Annotated in this window: 20 protein-coding genes; 8 read left to right on the forward strand and 12 right to left on the reverse strand. The window is 62.6% G+C overall.

Annotation, left to right across the window (positions count from 1 at the left end):
* Window positions 1–49: 49 nt before the first annotated feature.
* A complete protein-coding gene (locus NLY42_RS22990) occupies window positions 50–865 on the reverse strand; it encodes a UDP-2,3-diacylglucosamine diphosphatase (RefSeq protein ID WP_023694171.1) in 816 nt (271 codons plus the stop codon).
* A gap of 120 nt (window positions 866–985) precedes the next feature.
* On the opposite strand from NLY42_RS22990, the gene NLY42_RS22995 reads away from it, so the two are divergent.
* Together NLY42_RS22995 and NLY42_RS23000 are read left to right on the forward strand one after the other, a co-directional pair.
* Window positions 986–1,765 carry an SDR family oxidoreductase gene (locus NLY42_RS22995; RefSeq protein ID WP_023694170.1) on the forward strand — a complete coding sequence of 260 codons (780 nt, stop codon included), beginning with the start codon at window positions 986–988 and terminating at the stop codon, window positions 1,763–1,765.
* A 159-nt stretch (window positions 1,766–1,924) separates the two neighbouring features.
* Window positions 1,925–4,249, forward strand: a complete 2,325-nt coding sequence (locus NLY42_RS23000; RefSeq protein WP_023694169.1) for an NADP-dependent malic enzyme — start codon at window positions 1,925–1,927, stop codon at window positions 4,247–4,249.
* A 5-nt stretch (window positions 4,250–4,254) separates the two neighbouring features.
* Here the strand turns inward: NLY42_RS23000 and NLY42_RS23005 are convergent, their stop codons facing one another.
* A complete protein-coding gene (locus tag NLY42_RS23005; RefSeq protein WP_023711449.1) occupies window positions 4,255–4,875 on the reverse strand; it encodes a DUF1287 domain-containing protein in 621 nt (206 codons plus the stop codon).
* A gap of 203 nt (window positions 4,876–5,078) precedes the next feature.
* Here NLY42_RS23005 and NLY42_RS23010 point away from each other — a divergent pair, with 203 nt between their 5' ends.
* The gene (locus tag NLY42_RS23010; protein ID WP_023711450.1) at window positions 5,079–6,275 is read left to right on the forward strand and encodes a DUF2865 domain-containing protein; all 1,197 of its coding nucleotides are present in this window, start codon (window positions 5,079–5,081) and stop codon (window positions 6,273–6,275) included.
* Here the strand turns inward: NLY42_RS23010 and gltX are convergent.
* On the reverse strand, window positions 6,193–7,566 hold the full coding sequence (gene gltX, locus NLY42_RS23015; RefSeq protein ID WP_023684934.1) for a glutamate--tRNA ligase: 1,374 nt from the start codon (window positions 7,564–7,566) through the stop codon (window positions 6,193–6,195). The genes NLY42_RS23010 and gltX overlap by 83 nt on opposite strands.
* Window positions 7,567–8,297: 731 nt before the next feature.
* Here gltX and NLY42_RS23020 point away from each other — a divergent pair.
* The 3 genes from NLY42_RS23020 to NLY42_RS23030 are packed head-to-tail and all read left to right on the forward strand — an operon-like array spanning window position 8,298 to window position 12,480.
* The gene (locus NLY42_RS23020; protein WP_023754399.1) at window positions 8,298–12,062 is read left to right on the forward strand and encodes a vitamin B12-dependent ribonucleotide reductase; all 3,765 of its coding nucleotides are present in this window, start codon (window positions 8,298–8,300) and stop codon (window positions 12,060–12,062) included.
* A gap of 6 nt (window positions 12,063–12,068) precedes the next feature.
* A complete protein-coding gene (locus NLY42_RS23025) occupies window positions 12,069–12,269 on the forward strand; it encodes a type II toxin-antitoxin system HicA family toxin (protein ID WP_023669047.1) in 201 nt (66 codons plus the stop codon).
* Between the two features lie 4 nt (window positions 12,270–12,273).
* Window positions 12,274–12,480 carry a type II toxin-antitoxin system HicB family antitoxin gene (locus NLY42_RS23030; RefSeq protein ID WP_023669048.1) on the forward strand — a complete coding sequence of 69 codons (207 nt, stop codon included), beginning with the start codon at window positions 12,274–12,276 and terminating at the stop codon, window positions 12,478–12,480.
* Between the two features lie 23 nt (window positions 12,481–12,503).
* Here the strand turns inward: NLY42_RS23030 and NLY42_RS23035 are convergent, their stop codons facing one another.
* The 4 genes from NLY42_RS23035 to NLY42_RS23050 are packed head-to-tail and all read right to left on the reverse strand — an operon-like array spanning window position 12,504 to window position 14,635.
* Window positions 12,504–13,109 (reverse strand): hypothetical protein, encoded by a 606-nt coding sequence (locus NLY42_RS23035; protein WP_245263524.1) that lies wholly within the window; start codon window positions 13,107–13,109, stop codon window positions 12,504–12,506.
* 4 nt (window positions 13,110–13,113) lie between these two features.
* The gene (locus NLY42_RS23040; RefSeq protein WP_245263523.1) at window positions 13,114–13,650 is read right to left on the reverse strand and encodes a hypothetical protein; all 537 of its coding nucleotides are present in this window, start codon (window positions 13,648–13,650) and stop codon (window positions 13,114–13,116) included.
* A gap of 13 nt (window positions 13,651–13,663) precedes the next feature.
* Window positions 13,664–14,359: a DUF3592 domain-containing protein gene (locus NLY42_RS23045; RefSeq protein WP_245263522.1), complete on the reverse strand. Its 696-nt coding sequence runs from the start codon at window positions 14,357–14,359 to the stop codon at window positions 13,664–13,666.
* Window positions 14,360–14,398: 39 nt separating this feature from the next.
* Complete coding sequence (locus NLY42_RS23050) at window positions 14,399–14,635, reverse strand: hypothetical protein (RefSeq protein WP_245263521.1); 237 nt, start codon at window positions 14,633–14,635, stop codon at window positions 14,399–14,401.
* A 163-nt stretch (window positions 14,636–14,798) separates the two neighbouring features.
* Between NLY42_RS23050 and NLY42_RS23055 the strand changes: the two genes are divergently transcribed.
* Window positions 14,799–15,740: a phosphoribosylaminoimidazolesuccinocarboxamide synthase gene (locus NLY42_RS23055; protein ID WP_023754396.1), complete on the forward strand. Its 942-nt coding sequence runs from the start codon at window positions 14,799–14,801 to the stop codon at window positions 15,738–15,740.
* A gap of 20 nt (window positions 15,741–15,760) precedes the next feature.
* Here NLY42_RS23055 and NLY42_RS23060 read toward each other — a convergent pair whose 3' ends face one another.
* From NLY42_RS23060 to NLY42_RS23070, 3 genes are read right to left on the reverse strand one after another with little or no spacing between them, the layout of a single operon-like run.
* Window positions 15,761–16,645 (reverse strand): DMT family transporter, encoded by an 885-nt coding sequence (locus NLY42_RS23060; protein ID WP_023669052.1) that lies wholly within the window; start codon window positions 16,643–16,645, stop codon window positions 15,761–15,763.
* Window positions 16,642–17,250, reverse strand: coding sequence for a class I SAM-dependent DNA methyltransferase (locus tag NLY42_RS23065; RefSeq protein WP_023669053.1), 609 nt, complete (start codon window positions 17,248–17,250; stop codon window positions 16,642–16,644). The genes NLY42_RS23060 and NLY42_RS23065 overlap by 4 nt, the downstream gene beginning before the upstream one ends.
* A gap of 28 nt (window positions 17,251–17,278) precedes the next feature.
* Window positions 17,279–17,452: a hypothetical protein gene (locus NLY42_RS23070; protein ID WP_023669054.1), complete on the reverse strand. Its 174-nt coding sequence runs from the start codon at window positions 17,450–17,452 to the stop codon at window positions 17,279–17,281.
* A gap of 103 nt (window positions 17,453–17,555) precedes the next feature.
* On the opposite strand from NLY42_RS23070, the gene NLY42_RS23075 reads away from it, so the two are divergent.
* The gene (locus NLY42_RS23075) at window positions 17,556–18,515 is read left to right on the forward strand and encodes a LysR family transcriptional regulator (protein ID WP_023669055.1); all 960 of its coding nucleotides are present in this window, start codon (window positions 17,556–17,558) and stop codon (window positions 18,513–18,515) included.
* Here NLY42_RS23075 and NLY42_RS23080 read toward each other — a convergent pair.
* Together NLY42_RS23080 and NLY42_RS23085 are read right to left on the reverse strand one after the other, a co-directional pair.
* Window positions 18,505–19,011 (reverse strand): DUF2314 domain-containing protein, encoded by a 507-nt coding sequence (locus NLY42_RS23080; protein WP_023669056.1) that lies wholly within the window; start codon window positions 19,009–19,011, stop codon window positions 18,505–18,507. The two genes, NLY42_RS23075 and NLY42_RS23080, sit on opposite strands and share 11 nt — an antisense overlap.
* 152 nt (window positions 19,012–19,163) lie before the next feature.
* A complete protein-coding gene (locus tag NLY42_RS23085) occupies window positions 19,164–20,228 on the reverse strand; it encodes a glycoside hydrolase family 25 protein (RefSeq protein WP_023669057.1) in 1,065 nt (354 codons plus the stop codon).
* Between the last annotated feature and the right edge of the window lie 165 nt (window positions 20,229–20,393).

Genomic DNA, 20,393 nt, shown 5'->3' on the forward strand with positions numbered 1-20,393 from the left:
TGCGCGAAAGCGGTCCGAAACTGCCTGGACCAGTCGATTAACAGGAGGGTTATGCCGCTTCGACGACCCTGTCTTCGATCAGCAAGGGGATGAACGGCTCGTCCGGTACTTCGGGCAGCACCAGCGCCCAGTGGATGATCTCCATCTTGCCATCGAAATGTTCGACCACCGCCGTGCAGCTCTCTACCCAGTCGCCGGTGTTGATGTACTGCACATCCTCATAAGTCTCGATGGCGGCGTGATGGATGTGGCCGCAGATGACGCCGTCGACATGCGAGCGGCGGGCCTCCTCGGTCAGCACCGTCTGGAACGAGCCGATGAAGTTGACCGCGTTCTTGACCTTGACCTTGGCCCAGGACGAGAACGACCAGTAAGGGAGACCCAGCAAATGGCGGAGCTTCGTCACCACGCGGTTGACCATCATCGCGGCGTCATAGGCGTAGTCGCCGAGGTAGGCCAGCCAGCGTGCATTGTGGACGACGGTGTCGAACTGGTCGCCGTGGATGACCAGCAGGCGCCTGCCATCGGCGGTTTCGTGGATGGCGCGGTCGGCAACGACGATGCCGCCGAAATGCACGCCTTGGAACTGGCGCGCGAATTCGTCGTGATTGCCGGCGATATAGGTGATCGAGGTGCCCTTTCGCGCCTTGCGCAGCAGTTTCTGGACGACGTCATTGTGGCTCTGCGGCCAATGCCAGCTGCGCCGCAGCCGCCAGCCGTCGACGATGTCTCCGACGAGATAGATGATATCGGCGTCGTGATACCGCAGGAAATCGATCAGGAACTCGGCCTTGGCCGCCTTCGATCCGAGATGCAGGTCGGATATGAACATGCTGCGGAAAGTGCGGGTTTCTGTACCGGACATCAGATCGTCACCGTTGCTTTCGCGCAGGCTATGCCCCGATTCATGCAACAACCGTATGACGGTTGCGATTGGGCCAGCCAAAGGGCTAGCGTGCCGCGCCATTCACAGGAGAAAATCGTCATGGATCTTGGCATCAAGGGCAAGAAGGCCATCGTCTGCGCATCGAGCAAAGGGCTTGGCCGCGGCTGCGCCACGGCGCTGGCCGAGGCCGGTTGCGATCTCGTTGTCAACGGCCGCAATGCCGAGCTGCTGGCAAAAACCGCAGCCGAACTGCGCGAACGCTACGGCGTGAAGGTGACCGAGATCGTCGGCGACGTCTCGAAACCCGACGTGCAGCACGCGCTCCTTGCCGCCTGCCCCGACCCGGATATCCTGGTCAACAACAATGGCGGCCCGCCCTTGCGCGATTTCCGCGAGCTCGACCGCGCAAAGATCCTCGAAGGCGTGACGCAGAACATGGTGACGCCGATCGAACTGGTGCAGGCCGTGATCGACGGCATGGCCAAGCGCGGCTTCGGCCGCATCGTCAACATCACCTCGCTGTCGGTCTACGTCCCGATTCCCGGCCTCGATCTGTCGTCCGGCGCGCGAGCCGGGCTGACTTCGTTCCTCGCCGGCGTGGCACGAACGGTGATCGACCGCAACGTCACCATCAACAGCCTGCTGCCGGGCAAGCTCGACACCGACCGGCTGCGCGGCCCGCATGAGGCCGGCACGATGGAAGACCCGGCAGCGGCCGCAGCGCGCAAGACCCGCATCAGCGCCGACGTTCCGGCCAAGCGGCTCGGCACGCCGGAAGAGTTCGGCCAGATCTGCGCCTTTCTGTGCTCGGTCCATGCCGGTTATCTCACCGGCCAGAACATCCCGGTCGATGGCGGCCTCTATGTCAGCGCGTTCTGAAGGGCTCGATGGATAATCGGCAGGATTTCAGCGCAATCATCTGAAATAGTTCGATCTTTCCGGACCGGGTTGTTTTAGCCGCCCTTGCGTCATTTGGCGTCGCGAAAAACCATTTTTGCGTGCTAAAAGGCTGCAAAGCAGGTTTGAGGGAGCGGCCGCATGGAAGGCGAGAACAAGAAAACGGCACGTTCGGACCTCGACGAAGCCGCCCTCTACTTCCACAAGCATCCAAGGCCGGGAAAGCTCGAGATTCAGGCAACCAAGCCGCTCGGCAACCAGCGCGATCTGGCGCTGGCCTATTCGCCGGGTGTTGCCGCGCCCTGCCTCGAAATCCGCGACAATCCGGCAACCGCGGCCGATTATACAGCGCGCGCCAATCTGGTCGGCGTCGTCTCCAACGGCTCGGCCGTGCTCGGGCTCGGCAATATCGGCCCGCTCGCCTCCAAGCCGGTGATGGAAGGCAAGGCGGTGCTGTTCAAGAAATTCGCCGGCATCGACGTCTTCGACATCGAGATCGACGCGCCGGGCATAGAGCGCATGGTCGAGACGATCTCGGCGCTGGAGCCGACTTTCGGCGGCATCAATCTCGAGGACATCAAGGCGCCCGAATGCTTCGAGGTCGAGGCGCAGTTGAAGGCCCGCATGGGCATTCCCGTCTTCCATGACGACCAGCATGGCACCGCCATCATCGTCGCCGCCGCCGTGCTCAACGGGCTGGAATTCGCCGGCAAGACCATTTCCGACATCAAGATCGTCACCTCAGGCGCCGGTGCGGCAGCGCTCGCCTGCCTCAACCTGTTGGTCTCGCTTGGCGCCAAGGTAGAGAACATCTGGGTCACCGACCGCTTCGGCGTCGCCTACAAGGGCCGCACCGACGAGATGGATCGCTGGAAAGACCCCTATGTGAAGGACACCGAGGCGCGCACGCTGGCCGATGTGATCCCTGGCGCCGACGTTTTTCTCGGCCTGTCGGCCGCCGGCGTGCTGAAGCCGGAATTGCTTGATCATATGGCGCCTAAGCCGTTGATCCTGGCGCTGGCCAACCCCAATCCCGAAATCATGCCGGAGGTCGCGCGCGCCGCTCGTCCGGACGCGATGATCTGCACCGGCCGTTCCGATTTTCCCAATCAGGTCAACAACGTGCTTTGTTTTCCTTACATCTTCCGCGGTGCGCTGGACTGCGGCGCCAGCGCCATCAACGAGGAGATGAAGATGGCCGCGGTCCGGGCGATCGCCGCGCTTGCCCGCGAAGAACCGTCCGACGTCGCCGCCCGCGCCTATTCCGGCGAGACGCCGATCTTCGGACCCGACTTCCTTATCCCCTCGCCCTTCGATCCCCGCCTGATCCTGCGCATCGCGCCGGCGGTGGCCAAGGCTGCCTGCGACACCGGCGTCGCGACCCGGCCGATCACCGACTTCGCCGCCTATATCGACCAGCTCAACCGCTTCGTCTTCCGCTCCGGCCTAGTGATGAAGCCGGTGTTTTCCTCGGCCAAGGCGTCGACCGCCAAGCGCGTCATCTATGCCGACGGCGAGGACGAGCGCGTGCTGCGCGCAGCCCAGGTGGTGCTGGAGGAAGGCATTGCCGAGCCGATCCTGATCGGCCGCCCGCATGTCATCGAGGTCAGGCTGAAGCGCTACGGCCTGCGTATCAAGCCGGGCGTCGATTTCGGCCTGATCAACCCGGAAGACGATCCGCGCTACCGCCATTATGTCGACCTGTTGATCGAGCTTGCCGGCCGGCGCGGCGTGACGACGGAGGCCGCGCGCACCATGGTGCGCACCGACAATACGGTGATTGCGGCACTGGCGCTGAAGCGCGGCGATGCCGACGCCATGATCTGCGGCCTCGAGGGCCGTTTCGAGCGGCATCTGCGCAATGTGACGCTGGTCATCGGACCACGCGCGGGCGTCAAGGACCGCGACCTGTCGACGCTGTCGATGCTGATCTCGCAGCGCGGCATCATCTTCCTCACCGACACCCATGTCTCGGTCGACCCGACGGCCGAGGAAATCGCCGAAATGACCATATTGGCGGCGGAGGAAATCCAGCGCTTCGGCATCGAGCCGAAGGCAGCGCTGCTGTCGCATTCGGATTTCGGCTCGCGTGATTCTCCCAGCGCGCTGAAGATGCGGCAGGCAGCGGCGATCCTGGCGCGCGTTGCGCCCGACCTGCAATGCGACGGCGAGATGCATGCCGATTCAGCCCTGTCGGAGCATCTGCGCCAGCGCGTCTATCCGCATTCGCGGCTGAAGGGCGAAGCCAATCTCCTGGTGTTCCCCAACCTCGACTCCGCCAACATCACGCTGACCGCGCTGCGCACGATGATGGACGCGCTGCATGTCGGGCCGATCCTGCTTGGCACCGACAAGCCGGCGCATATTTTGACGCCGTCGGTGACCTCGCGCGGCGTCGTCAACATGACGGCGCTTGCGGTGGTCGAGGCGGCGCACAAGGCACAGGCGGTGGTTCATTTCAACTGACGCCGTCAGGCAGGCACGAAACGGTAATGCCCGGTCTGCTTGAAGGCGAACAGCGTGTCCTCCTCGCGGGCGCCCGACCCGATATTGTGGATGACCAGCGGCCTTCCCGGCACGTCCGCCGAGCGTTCGGATGAGACGATGACGATGTGCGGCAGGTTGCCGGGCAGCATCTGGGTGACAAGATCGCCCGGCTGAAAGTCGGCAGGATCCTCGCTTACGGCCAAGGAAGCACCCTTGCGCCCGAAAAAGGCGGCAAGGTTGCCGACCCGTCGGTGATCGATGTTGCGGTCGGTCGCTTTCAGACCCCAGGTCTTGGGATAGGCGGCGAAATTGGCGGCCATATCCTCATGCACCAGTTTCTGCAGGTCGAGATTGAAGGCGCGGCGATAGGCGCGCACAATGACATCCGTGCACACGCCCCTATCCGGCGCGACGTCGCCGCCGGGATAGCCGAGGCGGACATAGGCCGGGTCGTAGAAGGTGGTGACGCCGATCTGCTCACGCCCGGCTTCGACCAATTTGCTGCGCCAGTCCGGAGCGGCTGGATTTTCCTGCGCCCGGACGGCGGGCGCCGCCAGGCACAACAGACCGAACTGCAGCGCGGTTCGACGGGTAATCGCGATCATGCCAGCTCCCCGGGGCATTGCTGGATCGTGGGATAATTCCGGGGCGATTGCGCCTTTTTCATGCAGCGGTGAGATCGCACAGTTGCCGCCCTATCCAAACGCCTCCTGCAACGCGTCTATGGGCTAAGACCATCTTTGGTTGTAGATTGAGGGAACGGTTAACGGCGAATCCGGTAGACAGGCAGGCAAGCGGGGTTCGGGCAATGACGGGCGGACGATGGAGGCTGAAGCACCTGGCTGCGCTGCTCGGAGCGCTTGTGCTTTCGGCCGTCGCCACCACTGAACCGCAGGCCGCCTCCCGCGTTTGCCGTCAACTGGAAGCCGAGCTTGCTTCTTCATCGAATGGCGGCGGCAATTCCAGCATGGTGCGGAAGTATGACAAGGCCATCTCCCGCCAGTTCGAACAGCTATCAAAGGTGCGCGGTCGTGCGAGCGATGCGAATTGCGGGTTTTCGCTGTTTTCGCGCAATGTCAGCCAATGTGCTGCGCTGAACAGCAGCATCGATCGCATGAACGCCAATCTCGATGCGTTGCAAGCCAAGCGCGCGCAGCTTGCCGGCGGCGGCTCGCGGCGCGACCGCGGCCGCATCCTGGCCGCGCTCGACGCCAATGGCTGCCGTGACGAGCCCGCGCCGCGCCGGGAGCCGCTGCAGGAAGCCAGCCGCGAACCCGACGACGGCAATCTGTTCGACCAGCTTTTCGGCGGCAACCGGCAGATCGACACGCTCGATCAGCCCGATGATCCCGGCGAGGAGCGCAATGTGCGCCGGGTGCTCAATCAGCCCGGCGTGCCGGATTTCCCGACGGTCGGCGGCGAGTTCCATACGAGCTGCGTGCGCACCTGCGACGGCTATTTCTTCCCGATGTCGAACTCGGCTTCGCTCGGCGATTTCGAGCGCGACCAGAAGAATTGCGAATCGAGCTGCCCCGGCACCGAAATGCAGGTGTTCTATTCGCGCGGCATGGAAGACGATTCGGCCAACATGACGTCGTCGGTGACCGGGAGGCCCTACAGCGAGTTGCCTACCGCTTATCTCTACAAACAACCCAACCAGTCGCGGCCGCAGGCATGTGGCTGCAACGCGCAGGCCGGAAATTTCAAGATCATCGGCGGTAACCCGCCACCGCCCGAGCAGTTTCAGCCCGATATTGAGACCACGCCGTTCATTCCGGTGCCGGCGGCCAAACCCGATCCGGGCGCGGATCCGGAGACGCTGGCGAACGTACAAGGCGGGCTCGACCGCGCCGCCATCAAGCGCCTTGCCGTCAAGCCGGTGGTGTCGCCGGTGTCGCTGATCCCGCCGGACCAGCGCAAGGTCAGGGTCGTCGGGCCAGCGTTCCTTCCCGACCCAGCAGCGGCAATAGATCTGCAAGCTCCGGCCCGGAAGCAAGTCCGGTAAGCGCCAGCCTGAGCGGCATGAACAGCGCCTTGCCCTTGCGGCCGCTGGCTTCCCTGATCCTGGCCGTCCAGTCTTTCCAGACCGTACCGGTCCACGGCTCTTCCGGCAACAGGTCGAAGGCCTGCTGCAGGAAGTCGCGATCCTCGTCGGAAAATTCCGGCGCGGGCTGCGGGCCGTCGGCAAGGATGCGCCACCAGCCGACCGCGTCGCTCAGCCGGTCGAGATTGCCGCGCACCGCCAGCCAGAACGGCTCGGCCTTGTCGCCGGAGATGCCGAGCACGATCAGCCGATCCCGCGCCTCGGAAAACGGCATGTGGTGCATGAGCGCACGATTGAGCACGAACAGCTCGTCCGGGTCGAATTTGGCCGCCGATTTCGACGTGGCGGCGGGATCGAAGCGCGCGGCCAGTGCCGGCATGTCATGCACCGCTGCGACATTTTCCGAGGTGCCGACAAGGACGGCCAGCGAAGCCACAGCCATCGGTTCGATGCCCTCCTCGCGCAGGCTTTCGATCGACAGCGCACCGCTGCGCTTCGACAGGCCCTCGCCCGAGGCCGTGGTCAAGAGATTGTGGTGGCCGAAGACAGGCGGCTCGGCGCCCAATGCCTTGAACAGCGCGATCTGCACGCCGGTGTTGGTGACGTGGTCGTCGCCGCGGATGACATGACTGACCCCCATCTCGATGTCGTCGACGACCGAAGGCAGCGTGTAGAGATAAGTGCCGTCCTCGCGCCGCAGCACCGGATCGGACAGTGAGGCCAGATCGACGGTTTCCTCGCCGCGCACCAGATCGTTCCAGTGCACTTCGGTGCGTTCGGGCTGCAGCGGATCGCTGGTGAAATTCGGCAGCAGAAAGCGCCAGTGCGGCCGGCGGCCATCGGAGCGGTATTCGGCGATCTGCTGCTGCGAAAGCGCCAGCGCCTCGCGGCCATAGACCGGCGGCAGGCCGCGCGTGCGGCGCACCTTGCGGCGCAGGTCGAGTTCTTCGGGGGTCTCGTAGCAGGGATAGACAACGCCGGCTCTCTGCAGCCGCTCCACCGCCGCGTCGTAAGTTTCGAAGCGCCGCGACTGGTATTCGGTGGCGTCGGGAAAAATCCCCAGCCAGTGCAGGTCGTAGAGGATGGCGTCGGAAAATTCCTGCCTCGAGCGGGCAATGTCTGTGTCGTCGAAGCGCTGAATGAAACGGCCCTTGTTGTTCATGGCAAACAGCCAGTTGAACAAGGCGGTGCGGGCATTGCCGATATGAATGCGGCCGGTTGGTGAGGGGGCAAAACGGACGGTAACTGTCATGGGCGGGGCGTAACGGATGCTCTTGGAATTGACAAGACGCGCCCCCGCGCGACGCCAAAGACATAATGCACGCCAGCTAAAATGAAAAGGCTGTGAGCCAGAATCCGGCCGGGCCTGTCTCGGGTGAACCGCTCACCAGCGGTCCACGCCGGCAGAATCGGGCTTTCCTCAGCCGCTTTTTGTCCCCGTTATCCACATATGTGACACACAAGATGTTGGGGTCACAAAAGCTACGCAAACGAATCCTTGACGACGCAAACCGAGTCGCCTTTTATGTGCCATGTGCTCTTGTTGAGGGCGCGACCGGAGAGTTTCGAGCCCGGTCATTTTCCCGGATTTTGTGCGTTTTGGCCATGATTTCCGCCTGTTTACGAGGCTGGCGGAAGCGTTGGATCGTGGGGGCTTCGGGAGCGAAAAGGGAGATTTGTCGGACTGGAATAAATTGTCTGTTAACGCTATATTTAGTGTTTGCAGGCAGGTTCGACGCTAGATAGTGTGAATTTCCCTCGGTCGAGGGAATCGAGGAAAAATTCAGTTTTGAGGGACCCGCAGGGTTCGGCGCAGAGTTGGAACAGCGGCATCGTAAGAAGCTCGACCAGCAAGGCGACGAAGACTGCCACAAGGAGAGCCGGTGTTTTCGAACGCCGGCAGACGGCGGACATGCGCGTTTCGCATTGGGGGCAGAAATCCCCGGGGAAAAGCGCTATATATAGACAAAAGGGACCGGACCAATGCGCATCGAGCGTCGTTTCACCAAGCCAGGCCAATCAGCTTACGCGGAGATCGAATTCCGCAAGGCGCTTTCGGAGATCAAGAATCCGGACGGCTCGGTGGTGTTCCGCTTGGACAATATCGATGTGCCGGCGCAGTTCTCGCAGGTTGCCGCCGACATCCTGGCGCAGAAGTATTTCCGCAAGGCCGGCGTGCCCGCGCGCCTGAAGAAGGTCGAGGAGAACGACGTCCCCTCCTTCCTGTGGCGCTCCGTCGCCGACGAGGCCGAGCTTGCCAAGCTGCCGGAAGCCGAGCGCTACGGTTCCGAAATCGACGCCCGCCAGGTCTTCGACCGGCTGGCCGGCACCTGGACCTATTGGGGCTACAAGGGCGGCTACTTCAAGTCGGAAGAAGACGCGAGCGCCTTCCGCGACGAACTCGCCTATATGCTCGCCACCCAGCGCGTTGCGCCGAACTCGCCGCAATGGTTCAACACCGGTCTGCACTGGGCCTACGGCATCGATGGTCCGAGCCAGGGCCACTATTATGTCGACCCGTTTACCGGCAAGCTGACCAAGTCGAAGTCCTCCTACGAGCATCCGCAGCCGCATGCCTGTTTCATCCAGGGCGTGCAGGACGATCTCGTCAACGAAGGCGGCATCATGGACCTGTGGGTGCGCGAAGCGCGCCTGTTCAAATACGGCTCGGGCACCGGCTCCAATTTCTCCATGCTGCGCGGCGAAGGCGAAAAGCTGTCGGGCGGCGGCCGTTCGTCCGGCCTGATGAGCTTCCTCAAGATCGGCGACCGCGCGGCGGGCGCAATCAAGTCGGGCGGCACCACGCGTCGTGCGGCCAAGATGGTCATTGTCGACGCCGACCATCCCGATATCGAGGAATTCATCGACTGGAAGGTCAATGAAGAGCAGAAGGTGGCGTCGCTGGTCACCGGCTCCAAGATCGTGAAAAAACATCTCGAAGCGATCATGAAGGCCTGCATCAATTGCGAAGGCCATGATGACGATTGCTTCGACCCGTCGATCAACACCGCGCTGAAGCGCGAGATCAAGGCGGCCAAGAAGTCGGCCGTGCCGGAGAACTACATCTACCGCGTCATCCAGTTCGCCAAGCAGGGCTACACCGCGATGTCGTTCAAGACCTACGACACCGACTGGGATTCCGACGCCTACCTCACCGTTTCCGGCCAGAACTCCAACAATTCGGTGTCGCTGAAGGACAACTTCCTGCGCGCCGTCGAGGACGACGCCGACTGGCATCTGACCGCCCGCAAGGACGGCAAGGTGCTGAAGACGCTGAAGGCACGCGACCTCTGGGAAAAGATCGGCTACGCCGCCTGGGCTTCGGCCGATCCGGGCCTGCATTTCAACACGACGATGAACGACTGGCACACCTGCGCTTCGGCCGGTGCGATCCGGGCCTCCAACCCGTGCTCGGAATACATGTTCCTCGACGACACGGCCTGCAACCTGGCCTCGATCAACCTGCTGCCTTACCGCAATGCCGACGGCACGATCGACATCGCCGCCTATGAGCACACGGTGCGGCTGTGGACCGTCGTCCTCGAAATCTCGGTGATGATGGCGCAGTTCCCGTCGAAGGAGATCGCCAAGCAGTCCTACGAATACCGCACGCTCGGCCTCGGCTATGCCAACATTGGCGGCCTGCTGATGACGTCCGGCATCCCCTATGATTCCGACGAGGGCCGCGCCATCTGCGCAGCGCTCACCGCCATCATGACCGGCACTGCCTATGCCACCTCGGCCGAGATGGCCGGCGAGCTCGGCGCCTTCGCCGATTACGACCGCAATGCGCAGAACATGCTGCGCGTCATGCGCAACCATCGCCGTGCCGCCTATGGCGAAAAGCAGGGCTACGAGAAGCTCGCCGTCAATCCGGTGCCGCTGGTCGCGTCCGACCTGAAGCAGCAGGAACTGGCCGCGCACGCCAAGGCTGCCTGGGACCGCGCCATCGAACTCGGCGAGGAGCATGGCTACCGCAACGCGCAGGCGACCGTGATTGCGCCGACCGGCACGATCGGTCTCGTCATGGATTGCGATACCACCGGCATCGAGCCCGACTTCGCGCTGGTGAAGTTCAAGAAGCTTGCCGGCGGCGGCTATTTCAAGATCATCAACCGCGCCGTGCCGGAAGCGCTGCGCACACTGGGTTACTCAGAAAGCCAGATCGCCGAGATCGAGGCCTATGCGGTCGGTCACGGCAACATGAACCAGGCGCCGGCGGTCAACCCCGGCTCGCTCAAGGCGAAGGGCTTCACCGACGACAAGATCGCGGCGCTCAATGCAGCACTGAAGTCGGCCTTCGACATCAAGTTCGTCTTCAACCAGTGGACGCTCGGCGCCGACTGGGTGAAGGAGACGTTCGGCTTCACCGACGAGCAGCTCAACGACTTCTCGTTCGAGATGCTGCCGGCGCTCGGCTTCTCCAGGAAGGACATCGAAGCCGCCAACATCCATGTCTGCGGTGCGATGACGCTGGAAGGCGCGCCCTTCCTCAAGGCCGAGCATCTCGCGGTGTTCGACTGCGCCAGCCCGTGCGGCAAGATCGGCAAGCGCTCGCTGTCCATCAACAGCCACATCCAGATGATGGCGGCGGCACAGCCTTTCATCTCCGGCGCCATCTCCAAGACCATCAACATGCCCAACGATGCGACGGTGGAAGACGCCAAGGGCGCCTACATGCTGTCGTGGAAGCTGGCGCTGAAGGCCAACGCGCTCTATCGCGACGGCTCGAAGCTGTCGCAGCCGCTCAATTCGTCGCTGCTCGCCGACAGCGAGGACGACGAGGACGATGCGGTCGAGCAGTTGATCGCGGCGCCCGCTTCACAGCGTGCCGTGCAGGTCACCGAGAAGATCGTCGAGCGCGTCATCGAACGCCTCTACCGCGATCGTGAAAAACTGCCGAATCGCCGCAAGGGCTACACCCAGAAGGCAGTCGTCGGCGGCCACAAGGTCTACCTGCGCACGGGCGAATTCGACGACGGCCGCATCGGCGAGATCTTCATCGACATGCACAAAGAAGGCGCCGCTTTCCGGGCGATGATGAACAACTTCGCCATCGCCATCTCGCTTGGCTTGCAATATGGCGTGCCGCTCGAGGAATTTGTCGAGGCCTTCACCTTCACCAAATTCGAGCCGGCCGGCATGGTGCAGGGCAACGACGCGATCAAGAATGCGACGTCGATCCTCGACTACGTGTTCCGCGAACTCGCCGTGTCCTACCTCGGCCGCCACGACCTCGCCCATGTCGACCAGTCGGATTTCGACAAGACGGCGCTCGGACGCGGCATCAACGAAGGCAAGGCGACGCCGTTCTCGAAGGGCCTTACCCGCGGCGCCTCGCCGGTCAAGTTGGTGTCTGGCCTAGGTGGCGAACCCAAGGGTTTTGCCGGATCACCTGCCGCGGCCCCTGCCCGGGTCACCCCAACTGCGTTCTCAGGCTCCAATGTGTTGGCGCTTAAACCAGCAAGCGACGAAGCCATCGCCTACAAGCGCGACTATGAGGAGCGAGCCAAGGAACTGGTCGAAGATATTGTTTCCGAGGAGGCAGCCGACCTCACCGGTTTGTTCACCGACGAAGCAGCGAAAGAAGCGGCCGAGGCAAAGGCGCTTGCCTCCACACGGCGGCAGCAATCCTTGATGCAAGGCTACACCGGCAACGAATGCTCGGAATGCCACAACTTCACCATGGTACGGAACGGCACCTGCGAGAAGTGCGATACTTGTGGTTCGACGAGCGGGTGCAGCTGAGAACTCATGCCGCCTCGGCTTACAGTCCGCGAAGTCATTCGCCTGCTGGAGACCGACGGTTGGTATCTGGTTGCAACCAAGGGCAGCCATCGCCAATATAAGCACAAAACCAAAGCCGGCCGCGTCACCGTGGCCGGCAAACCGTCTGAAGAGGTTGCGCCAGGAACACTGAACAGCATCCTCAAGCAGTCCGGTTTGAAGGAGTGATTGTATGCGTTACGCGGTGGTGATTGAAAAAGCAGGCAACAATTTCTCTGCCTATGTGCCGGACCTACCCGGCTGCATCGCAACTGGTGCTACCGTGCCAGAAGTAGAAATCGAAATTCGCGACGCTATACGCTTTCACATCGAGGGCTTGCGCGCCGATGGGCTGGAGGTGCCCAAAGGAATCAGTCTCGCTGAATATGTAGAGGCATAAGCGGTAGCCTTCAGGACAACATCCTATCCCGGCACCCGCAGCGTCTGCTCGTCAAACAACGGCTCGTCCTGCCCCGCACGCACAAACAGCAGCTTGTGCCCCTCGCCCGCCGGCACCTCGAAGTACTGGATGCCGTCGGGCATTTCGCCCCAGTCGCCGCAGGGTGGTTCGGGAACGTCACCACTCACCACCGCTTTCAGCTCTTTGGCATAGGCAGCATCGGGGCTGAATGTGTAGCGTTTGACGCCGGCGGGCACGGTGCCCTCGGTGTAGGGCGTCAGCACGCAGCGGGCGCTGACTGATTTGTCGGTCTTTTCCAGCAACAGGCGCAGCACCGCAGGCTCGGCGGTTTCGCCTGCCTTGATATCGAATACCTCGACCAGTGGATCGGGCGCGCCGCCATCGCTGTATTTGATGGCGAGCGCATTGCCGGCGAACTCGAAATGGATCTGGCGGAAGCCGAAATCGCAGCGCTGCGCCCAAGCGGCCAGCCCAACCGTCTTGTCGGCCATTTTTTCCCAGACGCATTTGTCGATCGGCGGGCGCGACGGCGACGGCTCGTCCGCATATGCAGCGGCTGATATCGCCGCGGCGGCAAACAGCACGCAAATCCAGACAATCGATCTCATGGCGCTATTCATCGCTGCATCCTGTCAATGTGAAGGCATCCCAGGCCGAGCCGTCCGGATTGGCATTGGCGAAATCGGCAAATTCGGTGAAGCCCGCGCCGAAATCGGGCAGCAACAGCCCTTTCGGCGCCGGTGTCGCTTCGCGTGAATTCAGCTGCTCGGCTCCGCCTCCGGTCAAGGCATAGACCTGGCCCATCCATATCCGGCACATCCCGCTGCCGTCCTCCAGCCCCACTTCGCGGTCGTCGTCGGTGCAGGCATGGCGGATGGTGCCGAGCGGAAACGAATTTTTGCCATTGGTCCAGGTGATGTCGGCCGGCAAGCGCGTGTCGGTGTTGGGCACGGTCACCGAAAACGCTTCGGCCGTCAGTGCCGCCGGCTCATTGTTCAGCGGCCGGAATTGCATCACCGCGCCCGAACGCGGCTCGCGGTAGGTGGCATGGCTGAGCAGACATTCCTTTGCGCTCGCTGCCTGCACGGCGTCGAGCAGAGCCAGGCAAACGACGGCCAGCCTGCGGACGATCATTGGATGTCTTGTCATGAAAGTGGGCGCCTCAGATAAAACCGACCAGCCAAGCCGCGCCGCCCAGAAACGCGGCCGAACAGACCCACAGCAGCCAAAGCCCGCGCACCCTGCATTCGAGCACTGCCGAGGCGGGGTTGGCTGGGTCGTAATGCACGTCGACCTTGCCGCCCTCGGCATAGCTGCGCGCCTGGCCGCTGATTAAGCCGGGCATTGAAGCGGTGACCGTGGCGCCGAAGGTTACGCGATCGGAGGTGTAGCGCTGGCCGGCGACGCCGTAGCTGTAAACGATGCGGGATTTGAAGACGGTGCTCCAGCGTCGATGGCCGCTGTAGTTTCGCAGCGCCTGCAGGCCGGAGGAGTCAATGCGGCCGGCGGCGACCGGCCATTTTGCCGCCTGCTCGGCAAGCGACTTCTGGACGAAGGCCATGCGCAGGATCATCAGGCCCATGAACAGCAGCAGCGCTCCGGCGCCGAGGTTCTGCGGCTTGGGCAGGTGCGGCCGGATCGCCTCCAGCACGCCACCGAGCGAAAACACCAGCACCACCGTGCCGATCACCAGCCCGGCCGAGAGCTTGACCATGAACTTGAAGGCGCCGTCCGGCAGGGTGCGTTCGATCACGGCCTTGCCCGGATCGGCCGGATTGTAGAAGACGGTCACTTCAGCGCCGGTGGGAAACTGCGCCAGGGTTTCGGTGACTTCGAAATTCCCCAGATTCTCCTTCACGCTGTAGCGCGAGCTTTGAAATTTCTTTTTACCGACCTTCTATTCGAAGGTGATCGCCGGAAAATTGCGCATCTCGGTGGTGTCGCTGCTGTCCGAGCCGACGCCCGACCTTCTGACTTCACGCGCCTCGACGCGCGACGAGATGATCTTGCCCGGCGCCGGCAGCCAGTGGCTCATCGCCTGCACCTCGCGCCATTTGACGAAGGTGATGAACGACAGACCGCCCGCGATCGCGCAGGCAAATCCGACAATCAGAAATTTGAGCTCTACGTCCACCGCGTCCCCCAGGAGTGCCGGAAGCTGCAAATAGATAGCACGGCGAAGGCAATGTCTTGATTATTCGCAAAGGACGAACCGCCCTTCCTCGGGTATCGAAGCCCCCTCAACTTTGTTAAGAGTCGCCCAAACTGTTAGGAGCCATGAGACCAGGATGACAGCACTGCGCGTTCTCTCGGATGCCTTCATTCCGGAACTCCCGAACCACTACAAAGGCAAGGTCCGCGAGAATTACGATCTGCCGGATGGCCGCCGCATCATCATCGCCACCGACCGGCTGAGCGCCTTCGATGTGATCCTGACCGCAATACCGCTCAAGGGAGAGCTGCTGACGCAGACGGCGCGCTACTGGTTCGAGGAAACGGCGGATATCTGCCCCAACCATGTGCTCGATTATCCCGACCCCAATGTCGTCGTCGGCACCAGGCTCGACATTCTGCCGGTGGAAATCGTCGTTCGCGACTATCTCGCCGGCACCACCAGCACTTCGGTGCTGACGAAATACAAGAACGGCGAACGCGATATGTACGGCATCCGCCTGCCGGACGGATTGCGCGACAATGAGAAGCTGCCGCAGGCCATCATCACGCCGACCAGCAAGGCGCTCGATGGCGGTCACGACGAGCCATTGACGCGCGACGAGATCCTGACGCGCGGCCTGTTATCGGAAGAGCAATGGGACACAGTCTCGCGCTATGCGCTGGCGCTGTTTGCGCGCGGCAAAGCGTTGGCCGCGAAGCGCGGCCTGATCCTGGTCGACACCAAATATGAGTTCGGCACGAACAAGGATGGCACCATCATCCTTGCCGATGAAATCCATACGCCCGACTCAAGCCGCTACTGGCTTGCGGCAAGCTATGAAGAGCGTTTCAAGGCAGGCGAGCGGCCGCAAAGTTTCGACAAGGACTTTATTCGCGCCTGGGTGACCGCGCGCTGCGATCCCTACAAGGATCGTATTCCGAAAATCCCCGCCGAGCTCATCGAGCAGACATCGCGGGTTTACACGCAGGCCTTTGAGACCATCACCGGCAAGACCTTCACCGCCGATATCTCGGGAAAGACGGTGCTGGACCGCATTCGCGAGAACCTGCGACCTTATTTCTGACGGCGGCTGGCGGCCGCCGGTCAACTTGCCGAGGTCGCGGACACGGACGGTTCTGGCGGAGCGCGCCACGTGCCGAGATATGATCCGCACAGGATGAGCGCGAAAGCCGCTACAATGCCGATATCGAGCGGCTCTGAAAGGACGAGCACGCCGGCTGCCACGGAGACGGCGGGCGCCACATAGGTTATGACGACCGCCCGTTCGGGGCCGATCTCCCGCACCAGCAGAAAATAGGTGGCGAAGGCGATCGCCGTGCAAAACACGCCAAGACCGAGGATTGCGCCAACCACCGTTGTCGACGGCATGGCCGCCGGCCAGGCCAACGCCGCCGGCACGGCGTAGATCAGCGCGGCCCCTGCCAGACAGACTGCCGTCAGCGAGGTTGCCGGCACATCGTTCAGCCAGCGCGACGCGATGATCGAACCCGAGGCATAGCAGGCCGCGGCCATGAGAATCTCGACGACCGCGAGAAATCCGCCACCCAAGGTCGGCAGCGCCAGCACGAAGACACCGGCAAAACCGAGGAAAAGACCGGTCCAGCGGCGTATCCCCAGCCGCTCATCCGAGCCCATCAGCTTTGAGAGCGCGACGGTTACCGCCGGCGTCATGGCAATCAGCAGTCCGGCGGTGGAACTGTCGATGCTGACTTCGCCATGGGTGATCAGCCCCCATGGCAGGATCATCTCGACCAGACAGAATGCGGCGACCGCCGGCCAATGTGTCTTCAGCCATCCGAAACTGCGCTGGACAAGGACGAAGGGCAGCAGCGCCAGGGCGCCGACGGCTGTTCGGGCAAAGACCAGGAAGGGCACCGACACCTCGGCAACCGCCAGCTTGATCAACAAATAGGGAATGCCCCACAGGAGGCTGAGCAGCACGAACAAAAACAGTCCGCGGCGCGTCATGACGGCCTCACAGCCAGAAAGGTGGTCCACTCTTCGCGATCGCGGCCGACGTTGAATTCGTCTCCGACAAGAACCAGCCCGGCGTTTTCAAGGCGGGCCGCGAAGTCGTCCCTGCGCCAGTAGACCGTATGATATTCGCCGCTCTTCTCGCCATCGCCAATGCGCATCGAGACGAGGAAGGCGCCGCCCGGCCGCAACGACCCGGCAATCTTGGCAAGCACCTGGTCGGCCTGCTCGCGCGGCACGTGGATCAGGACGCACAATGCGAGCACCGCGTCGTAGGGGCCGCCGAGATCGTCGGTGATGAGATCGAGAAACTCACCATGCTTGCCGCGTGCGGCCTGCAACTCGAGAAACCGCTTCGTTGCGTCTGTGCGCCGAACCTGGACACCGAGCCCTTCGACGAAGTCCGCATCGTATCCGGGCCCCGAACCGACTTCCAGAATCCGGCCACCTTTGCCGGCGATCTTCACCAGGCGCTTCAGCCATTTCTGTTCTCTTTGGTTCGGAACGTGCCGCACCAGAGCGTCGTAGCGTTCGGCATAGTCCTCATAGGCGTTGATCGTTTGGCGGCTCTTCGCCAGATCCTCGGATGGCACAGTCATCTTTCCCTCCCCTGGTCAAAGAGCTTGCTTAGCCAATGGTGCCGGGAGGCACGCGTCCGTCAAGCATACCGATATCCCTGAGGAAATGATCCGACAGCGAGCGGCGGTCGAGCAAGCCGCGCTTGCGAGGCCTGAACGGCGCGGTGAAGAGGTCGAGCACCGGGCGGCGAAGCGTGTTGTAGAGAGCGATGGTGGTGGTCATTGCCGTATCCTCAGGGTTTGATCCGATGAATGCAGCATGCCGTTTTCCGGGCTTGGTTTCCAATCGAACGTCGCGTAGTATGCATCAGCGGGATTGATGCGTCATGAGCTGGGAACTACCACCATTAGGAGCCATCAGGGTCTTTGAAGCCGCGGCCCGGCTGGGCAGTTTCACCAAGGCAGCCGAAGAACTCGGCATGACCCAATCAGCTGCCAGCTATCAGATAAAGGTGCTGGAAGAACGTGCCGGAACGCCGCTTTTCATAAGAAAAACAAGGCAGATCGCGCTGACCGAGGCCGGACAGCAGCTGGCGCCGCACGCAACAGGCGCGTTCTCGACCCTGGCCGACGCATGGGTCGCCACCAAGGGTGGAGCGACCGGCGTGCTGTCGGTGACGACCATGGAAACCTTCGCATCGAACTGGCTGGCCGTATGGCTTGGAACATTCCAGCTGATGCATCCCGATCTTGCCGTGAAGGTGAATACATCGCACGGGCTGGTCGATTTCACGCGCGGCGACATGGATGTCGGCATTCGCACCGGCAGTGGAAAATGGCCGGGCCTGACGGCTCACTATCTGTTCAAGGCGGACTATACGCCGATGCTCAGCCCGAGACTCGCCGAAAGCGTCGGCGGCATCCACCGCCCCGAGGATCTCTACCAAGTGCCGCTATGCTGTGCCGACGATCCCTGGTGGGAAATCTGGTTCAAGGCTGCCGGCGTGCCGTTCGAGCCCGATCGCGTCATCGCTGGCCCGAAGCTGGGTACGCAGGCCTATGATGCGATGGCGGCGCTGACCGACAAGGGCGCCGCGATCCTCACCAGAAACCTTTACAGCGCCCTGTTGGAAAAGGGCCAGTTGATACAGCCATTCGGCGTGCTTGGATCGGACGGCGACGGCTATTGGCTGGTGCATCTGGAGAGCCGCCGCAACGCGCCCAAAATCAAGGTGTTTCGCGACTGGGTGCTGGCGCAGACGGCAGAGATACGCGAACGCGAAAAGCGCGACAGCCCTCTAGGCACCGCGATAAAACTCGCCCCCGCCTCAACCCTCAGTCCTTGAAGGTCAACCCGTATCTTGCAACCTGTTCCTTCGGCATATCCGCAAGCGCCTGGCGCGTGGTGTAGCCGCCATAGATCACCTTGCCGTTCTTGATCATCCAGTCCTCGACGTCGGCCTCGGTCACCGTCATCCTGTCGCCCATCTTGTACTTGTTGCCATTGACCGGGACGTCGGCGAGCAGGCCGATATAGGAGCCGTCGCTGTAGCCGACCAGCTGCAGCCAGATATGCTCGGTGGCGCCGTTCTGGGTCAGCGGGAATTTTACCGTGTAGGTGCCGGGTGTGCCGGCGTCCATCAATTCGTGGAAGCGCTTGAGGGTCGAGCGGCCGCTGTCCTTGGCGGCCTGCATCGCCTTGTCCTCGGTGGAATAGGACACGACGTTCTGCTTCGACTCGGCCAGCGAAGTGCCACTTCCGCCCGGCATGTGGCCGAGCGAGCTGAAAAACCCGTAGCCGACAGCGGCGGCAAGAGCGACAGCCACAACTGGATTGCGCATGGACCCCTCCGAAACCCGATCACGGGCACGTTACCGGAAGGCTGTTGCGATACCGCTAAAGGACACAGTGAGCGGATCGTTAGCGAGACGCTGAAAATTCAACCCAAGCCGCAGCGGCAGGCAGCGCAGGCGCACCGGCACCGGCCTGACGTTCAGTCGGCGTCGGCGACGGTCGTCTGCCCGCCTGCCCATGCCCACCAGGCGCGCTCGTCGCCATGGAAGACGTTGAGGTCGATGCGGCCGGTCACGCCGTGCGACAGGCCGGAGCCGGAGTACTGCCAGAACAGCCATTTGCGGCCGGGATAGACTTTTGAGGGATGCCGCGCCACGGCGCGCAGCCAGAACGGATAATCGAGAAACGCACCCTTGAGATTGTCGCGATAGAAATCCGGTGCGGTGTAGATGATGGGCCGCTGGCCGTAATGGCGCTCCAGCTTGTCCATGAACACCTTCATCTTTTCCAGCACGGTGGCCCGCGAAGGCTGCCGCTTGCAGGAGGATTCGCCGTTCCATTCGACATCGATCACCGGCGGCAGCGCGCCTTCGACCCTTGGCACATTGCGGATGAACCAGTCCGCCTGCTCGCCGGCGGTGCGGCACCAGTAGAAGAAGTGATAGGCGCCGCGCTTCAGCCCGGCGGCATCGGCATTGCGCCAGTTCTTCATGAACATCGGGTCGAGATGGTCGCCGCCATCGGTCGCCTTGATATAGGCGAAGTTGGCGCCCTGGGCACGCAGCTTGCCCCAGTTGACATTGCCCTGCCAGCGCGAGACGTCGACGCCGTGGACGGCAAGGTAGCGTGGCGAAGCCTTGCCGAAATTGATCGGCTTGGCGTCGCGGAAACCGTAGCGGGTGACCGGCGAGGCCAGCATGGCCGGCGCCGCGCGCGTCAACCGCTTCGGCGCAGACATCAGAGCGGCGGGCTCGAGCTGTGGTCTGGTGCTCCCCTGCGGCGTGCCCGCGACGATGGCCTCTTCTTCCTCGACCATGGAAAAGGGCGGCGCATTGTCGGCCACAGCGTTGTCGGCCACCATGTCGGACCGCATCGGCGCGAGGTCGGCGGTCTCCGCCGGAGCCGCTGTGACCGGCGCGCTCGGACGCACGACCGAACTGGTCGTCTCGTTCGACGGCTGCAAGCCATCGACGCCCGCTGTGGACGAACAGCCGGCAAGCCACAGCGATGCCAACATGAAACTGACGACGCCTGAAATCCGCATCTGGACCTGTACGCAAAACACAACAGACCGAAGGCAAACAGACGCCGCCGGACAAACCGGCCTCGATTACTAACGAGAAATTACCAACAAAGTTTGAATCAAGTTGTTAGGAATTGGCCCTCTTGTCTTCTCCCCCTGTGGGAGAAGGTGGATCGGCGCGTAGCG

This window comes from Mesorhizobium sp. C372A (genome assembly GCF_030323245.1).
Classification (GTDB): Bacteria; Pseudomonadota; Alphaproteobacteria; order Rhizobiales; family Rhizobiaceae; genus Mesorhizobium.

What these genes read in the sequence shown, in the direction of transcription:
- NLY42_RS22990 (WP_023694171.1), bottom strand. Translation starts at nt 865, where the DNA reads ATGTCCGGTACAGAAACCCGCACTTTCCGCAGCATGTTCATATCCGAC.
- NLY42_RS22995 (WP_023694170.1), top strand. Translation starts at nt 986, where the DNA reads ATGGATCTTGGCATCAAGGGCAAGAAGGCCATCGTCTGCGCATCGAGC.
- NLY42_RS23000 (WP_023694169.1), top strand. Translation starts at nt 1,925, where the DNA reads ATGGAAGGCGAGAACAAGAAAACGGCACGTTCGGACCTCGACGAAGCC.
- NLY42_RS23005 (WP_023711449.1), bottom strand. Translation starts at nt 4,875, where the DNA reads ATGATCGCGATTACCCGTCGAACCGCGCTGCAGTTCGGTCTGTTGTGC.
- NLY42_RS23010 (WP_023711450.1), top strand. Translation starts at nt 5,079, where the DNA reads ATGACGGGCGGACGATGGAGGCTGAAGCACCTGGCTGCGCTGCTCGGA.
- gltX (WP_023684934.1), bottom strand. Translation starts at nt 7,566, where the DNA reads ATGACAGTTACCGTCCGTTTTGCCCCCTCACCAACCGGCCGCATTCAT.
- NLY42_RS23020 (WP_023754399.1), top strand. Translation starts at nt 8,298, where the DNA reads ATGCGCATCGAGCGTCGTTTCACCAAGCCAGGCCAATCAGCTTACGCG.
- NLY42_RS23025 (WP_023669047.1), top strand. Translation starts at nt 12,069, where the DNA reads ATGCCGCCTCGGCTTACAGTCCGCGAAGTCATTCGCCTGCTGGAGACC.
- NLY42_RS23030 (WP_023669048.1), top strand. Translation starts at nt 12,274, where the DNA reads ATGCGTTACGCGGTGGTGATTGAAAAAGCAGGCAACAATTTCTCTGCC.
- NLY42_RS23035 (WP_245263524.1), bottom strand. Translation starts at nt 13,109, where the DNA reads ATGAGATCGATTGTCTGGATTTGCGTGCTGTTTGCCGCCGCGGCGATA.
- NLY42_RS23040 (WP_245263523.1), bottom strand. Translation starts at nt 13,650, where the DNA reads ATGACAAGACATCCAATGATCGTCCGCAGGCTGGCCGTCGTTTGCCTG.
- NLY42_RS23060 (WP_023669052.1), bottom strand. Translation starts at nt 16,645, where the DNA reads ATGACGCGCCGCGGACTGTTTTTGTTCGTGCTGCTCAGCCTCCTGTGG.
- NLY42_RS23065 (WP_023669053.1), bottom strand. Translation starts at nt 17,250, where the DNA reads ATGACTGTGCCATCCGAGGATCTGGCGAAGAGCCGCCAAACGATCAAC.
- NLY42_RS23070 (WP_023669054.1), bottom strand. Translation starts at nt 17,452, where the DNA reads ATGACCACCACCATCGCTCTCTACAACACGCTTCGCCGCCCGGTGCTC.
- NLY42_RS23075 (WP_023669055.1), top strand. Translation starts at nt 17,556, where the DNA reads ATGAGCTGGGAACTACCACCATTAGGAGCCATCAGGGTCTTTGAAGCC.
- NLY42_RS23080 (WP_023669056.1), bottom strand. Translation starts at nt 19,011, where the DNA reads ATGCGCAATCCAGTTGTGGCTGTCGCTCTTGCCGCCGCTGTCGGCTAC.
- NLY42_RS23085 (WP_023669057.1), bottom strand. Translation starts at nt 20,228, where the DNA reads ATGCGGATTTCAGGCGTCGTCAGTTTCATGTTGGCATCGCTGTGGCTT.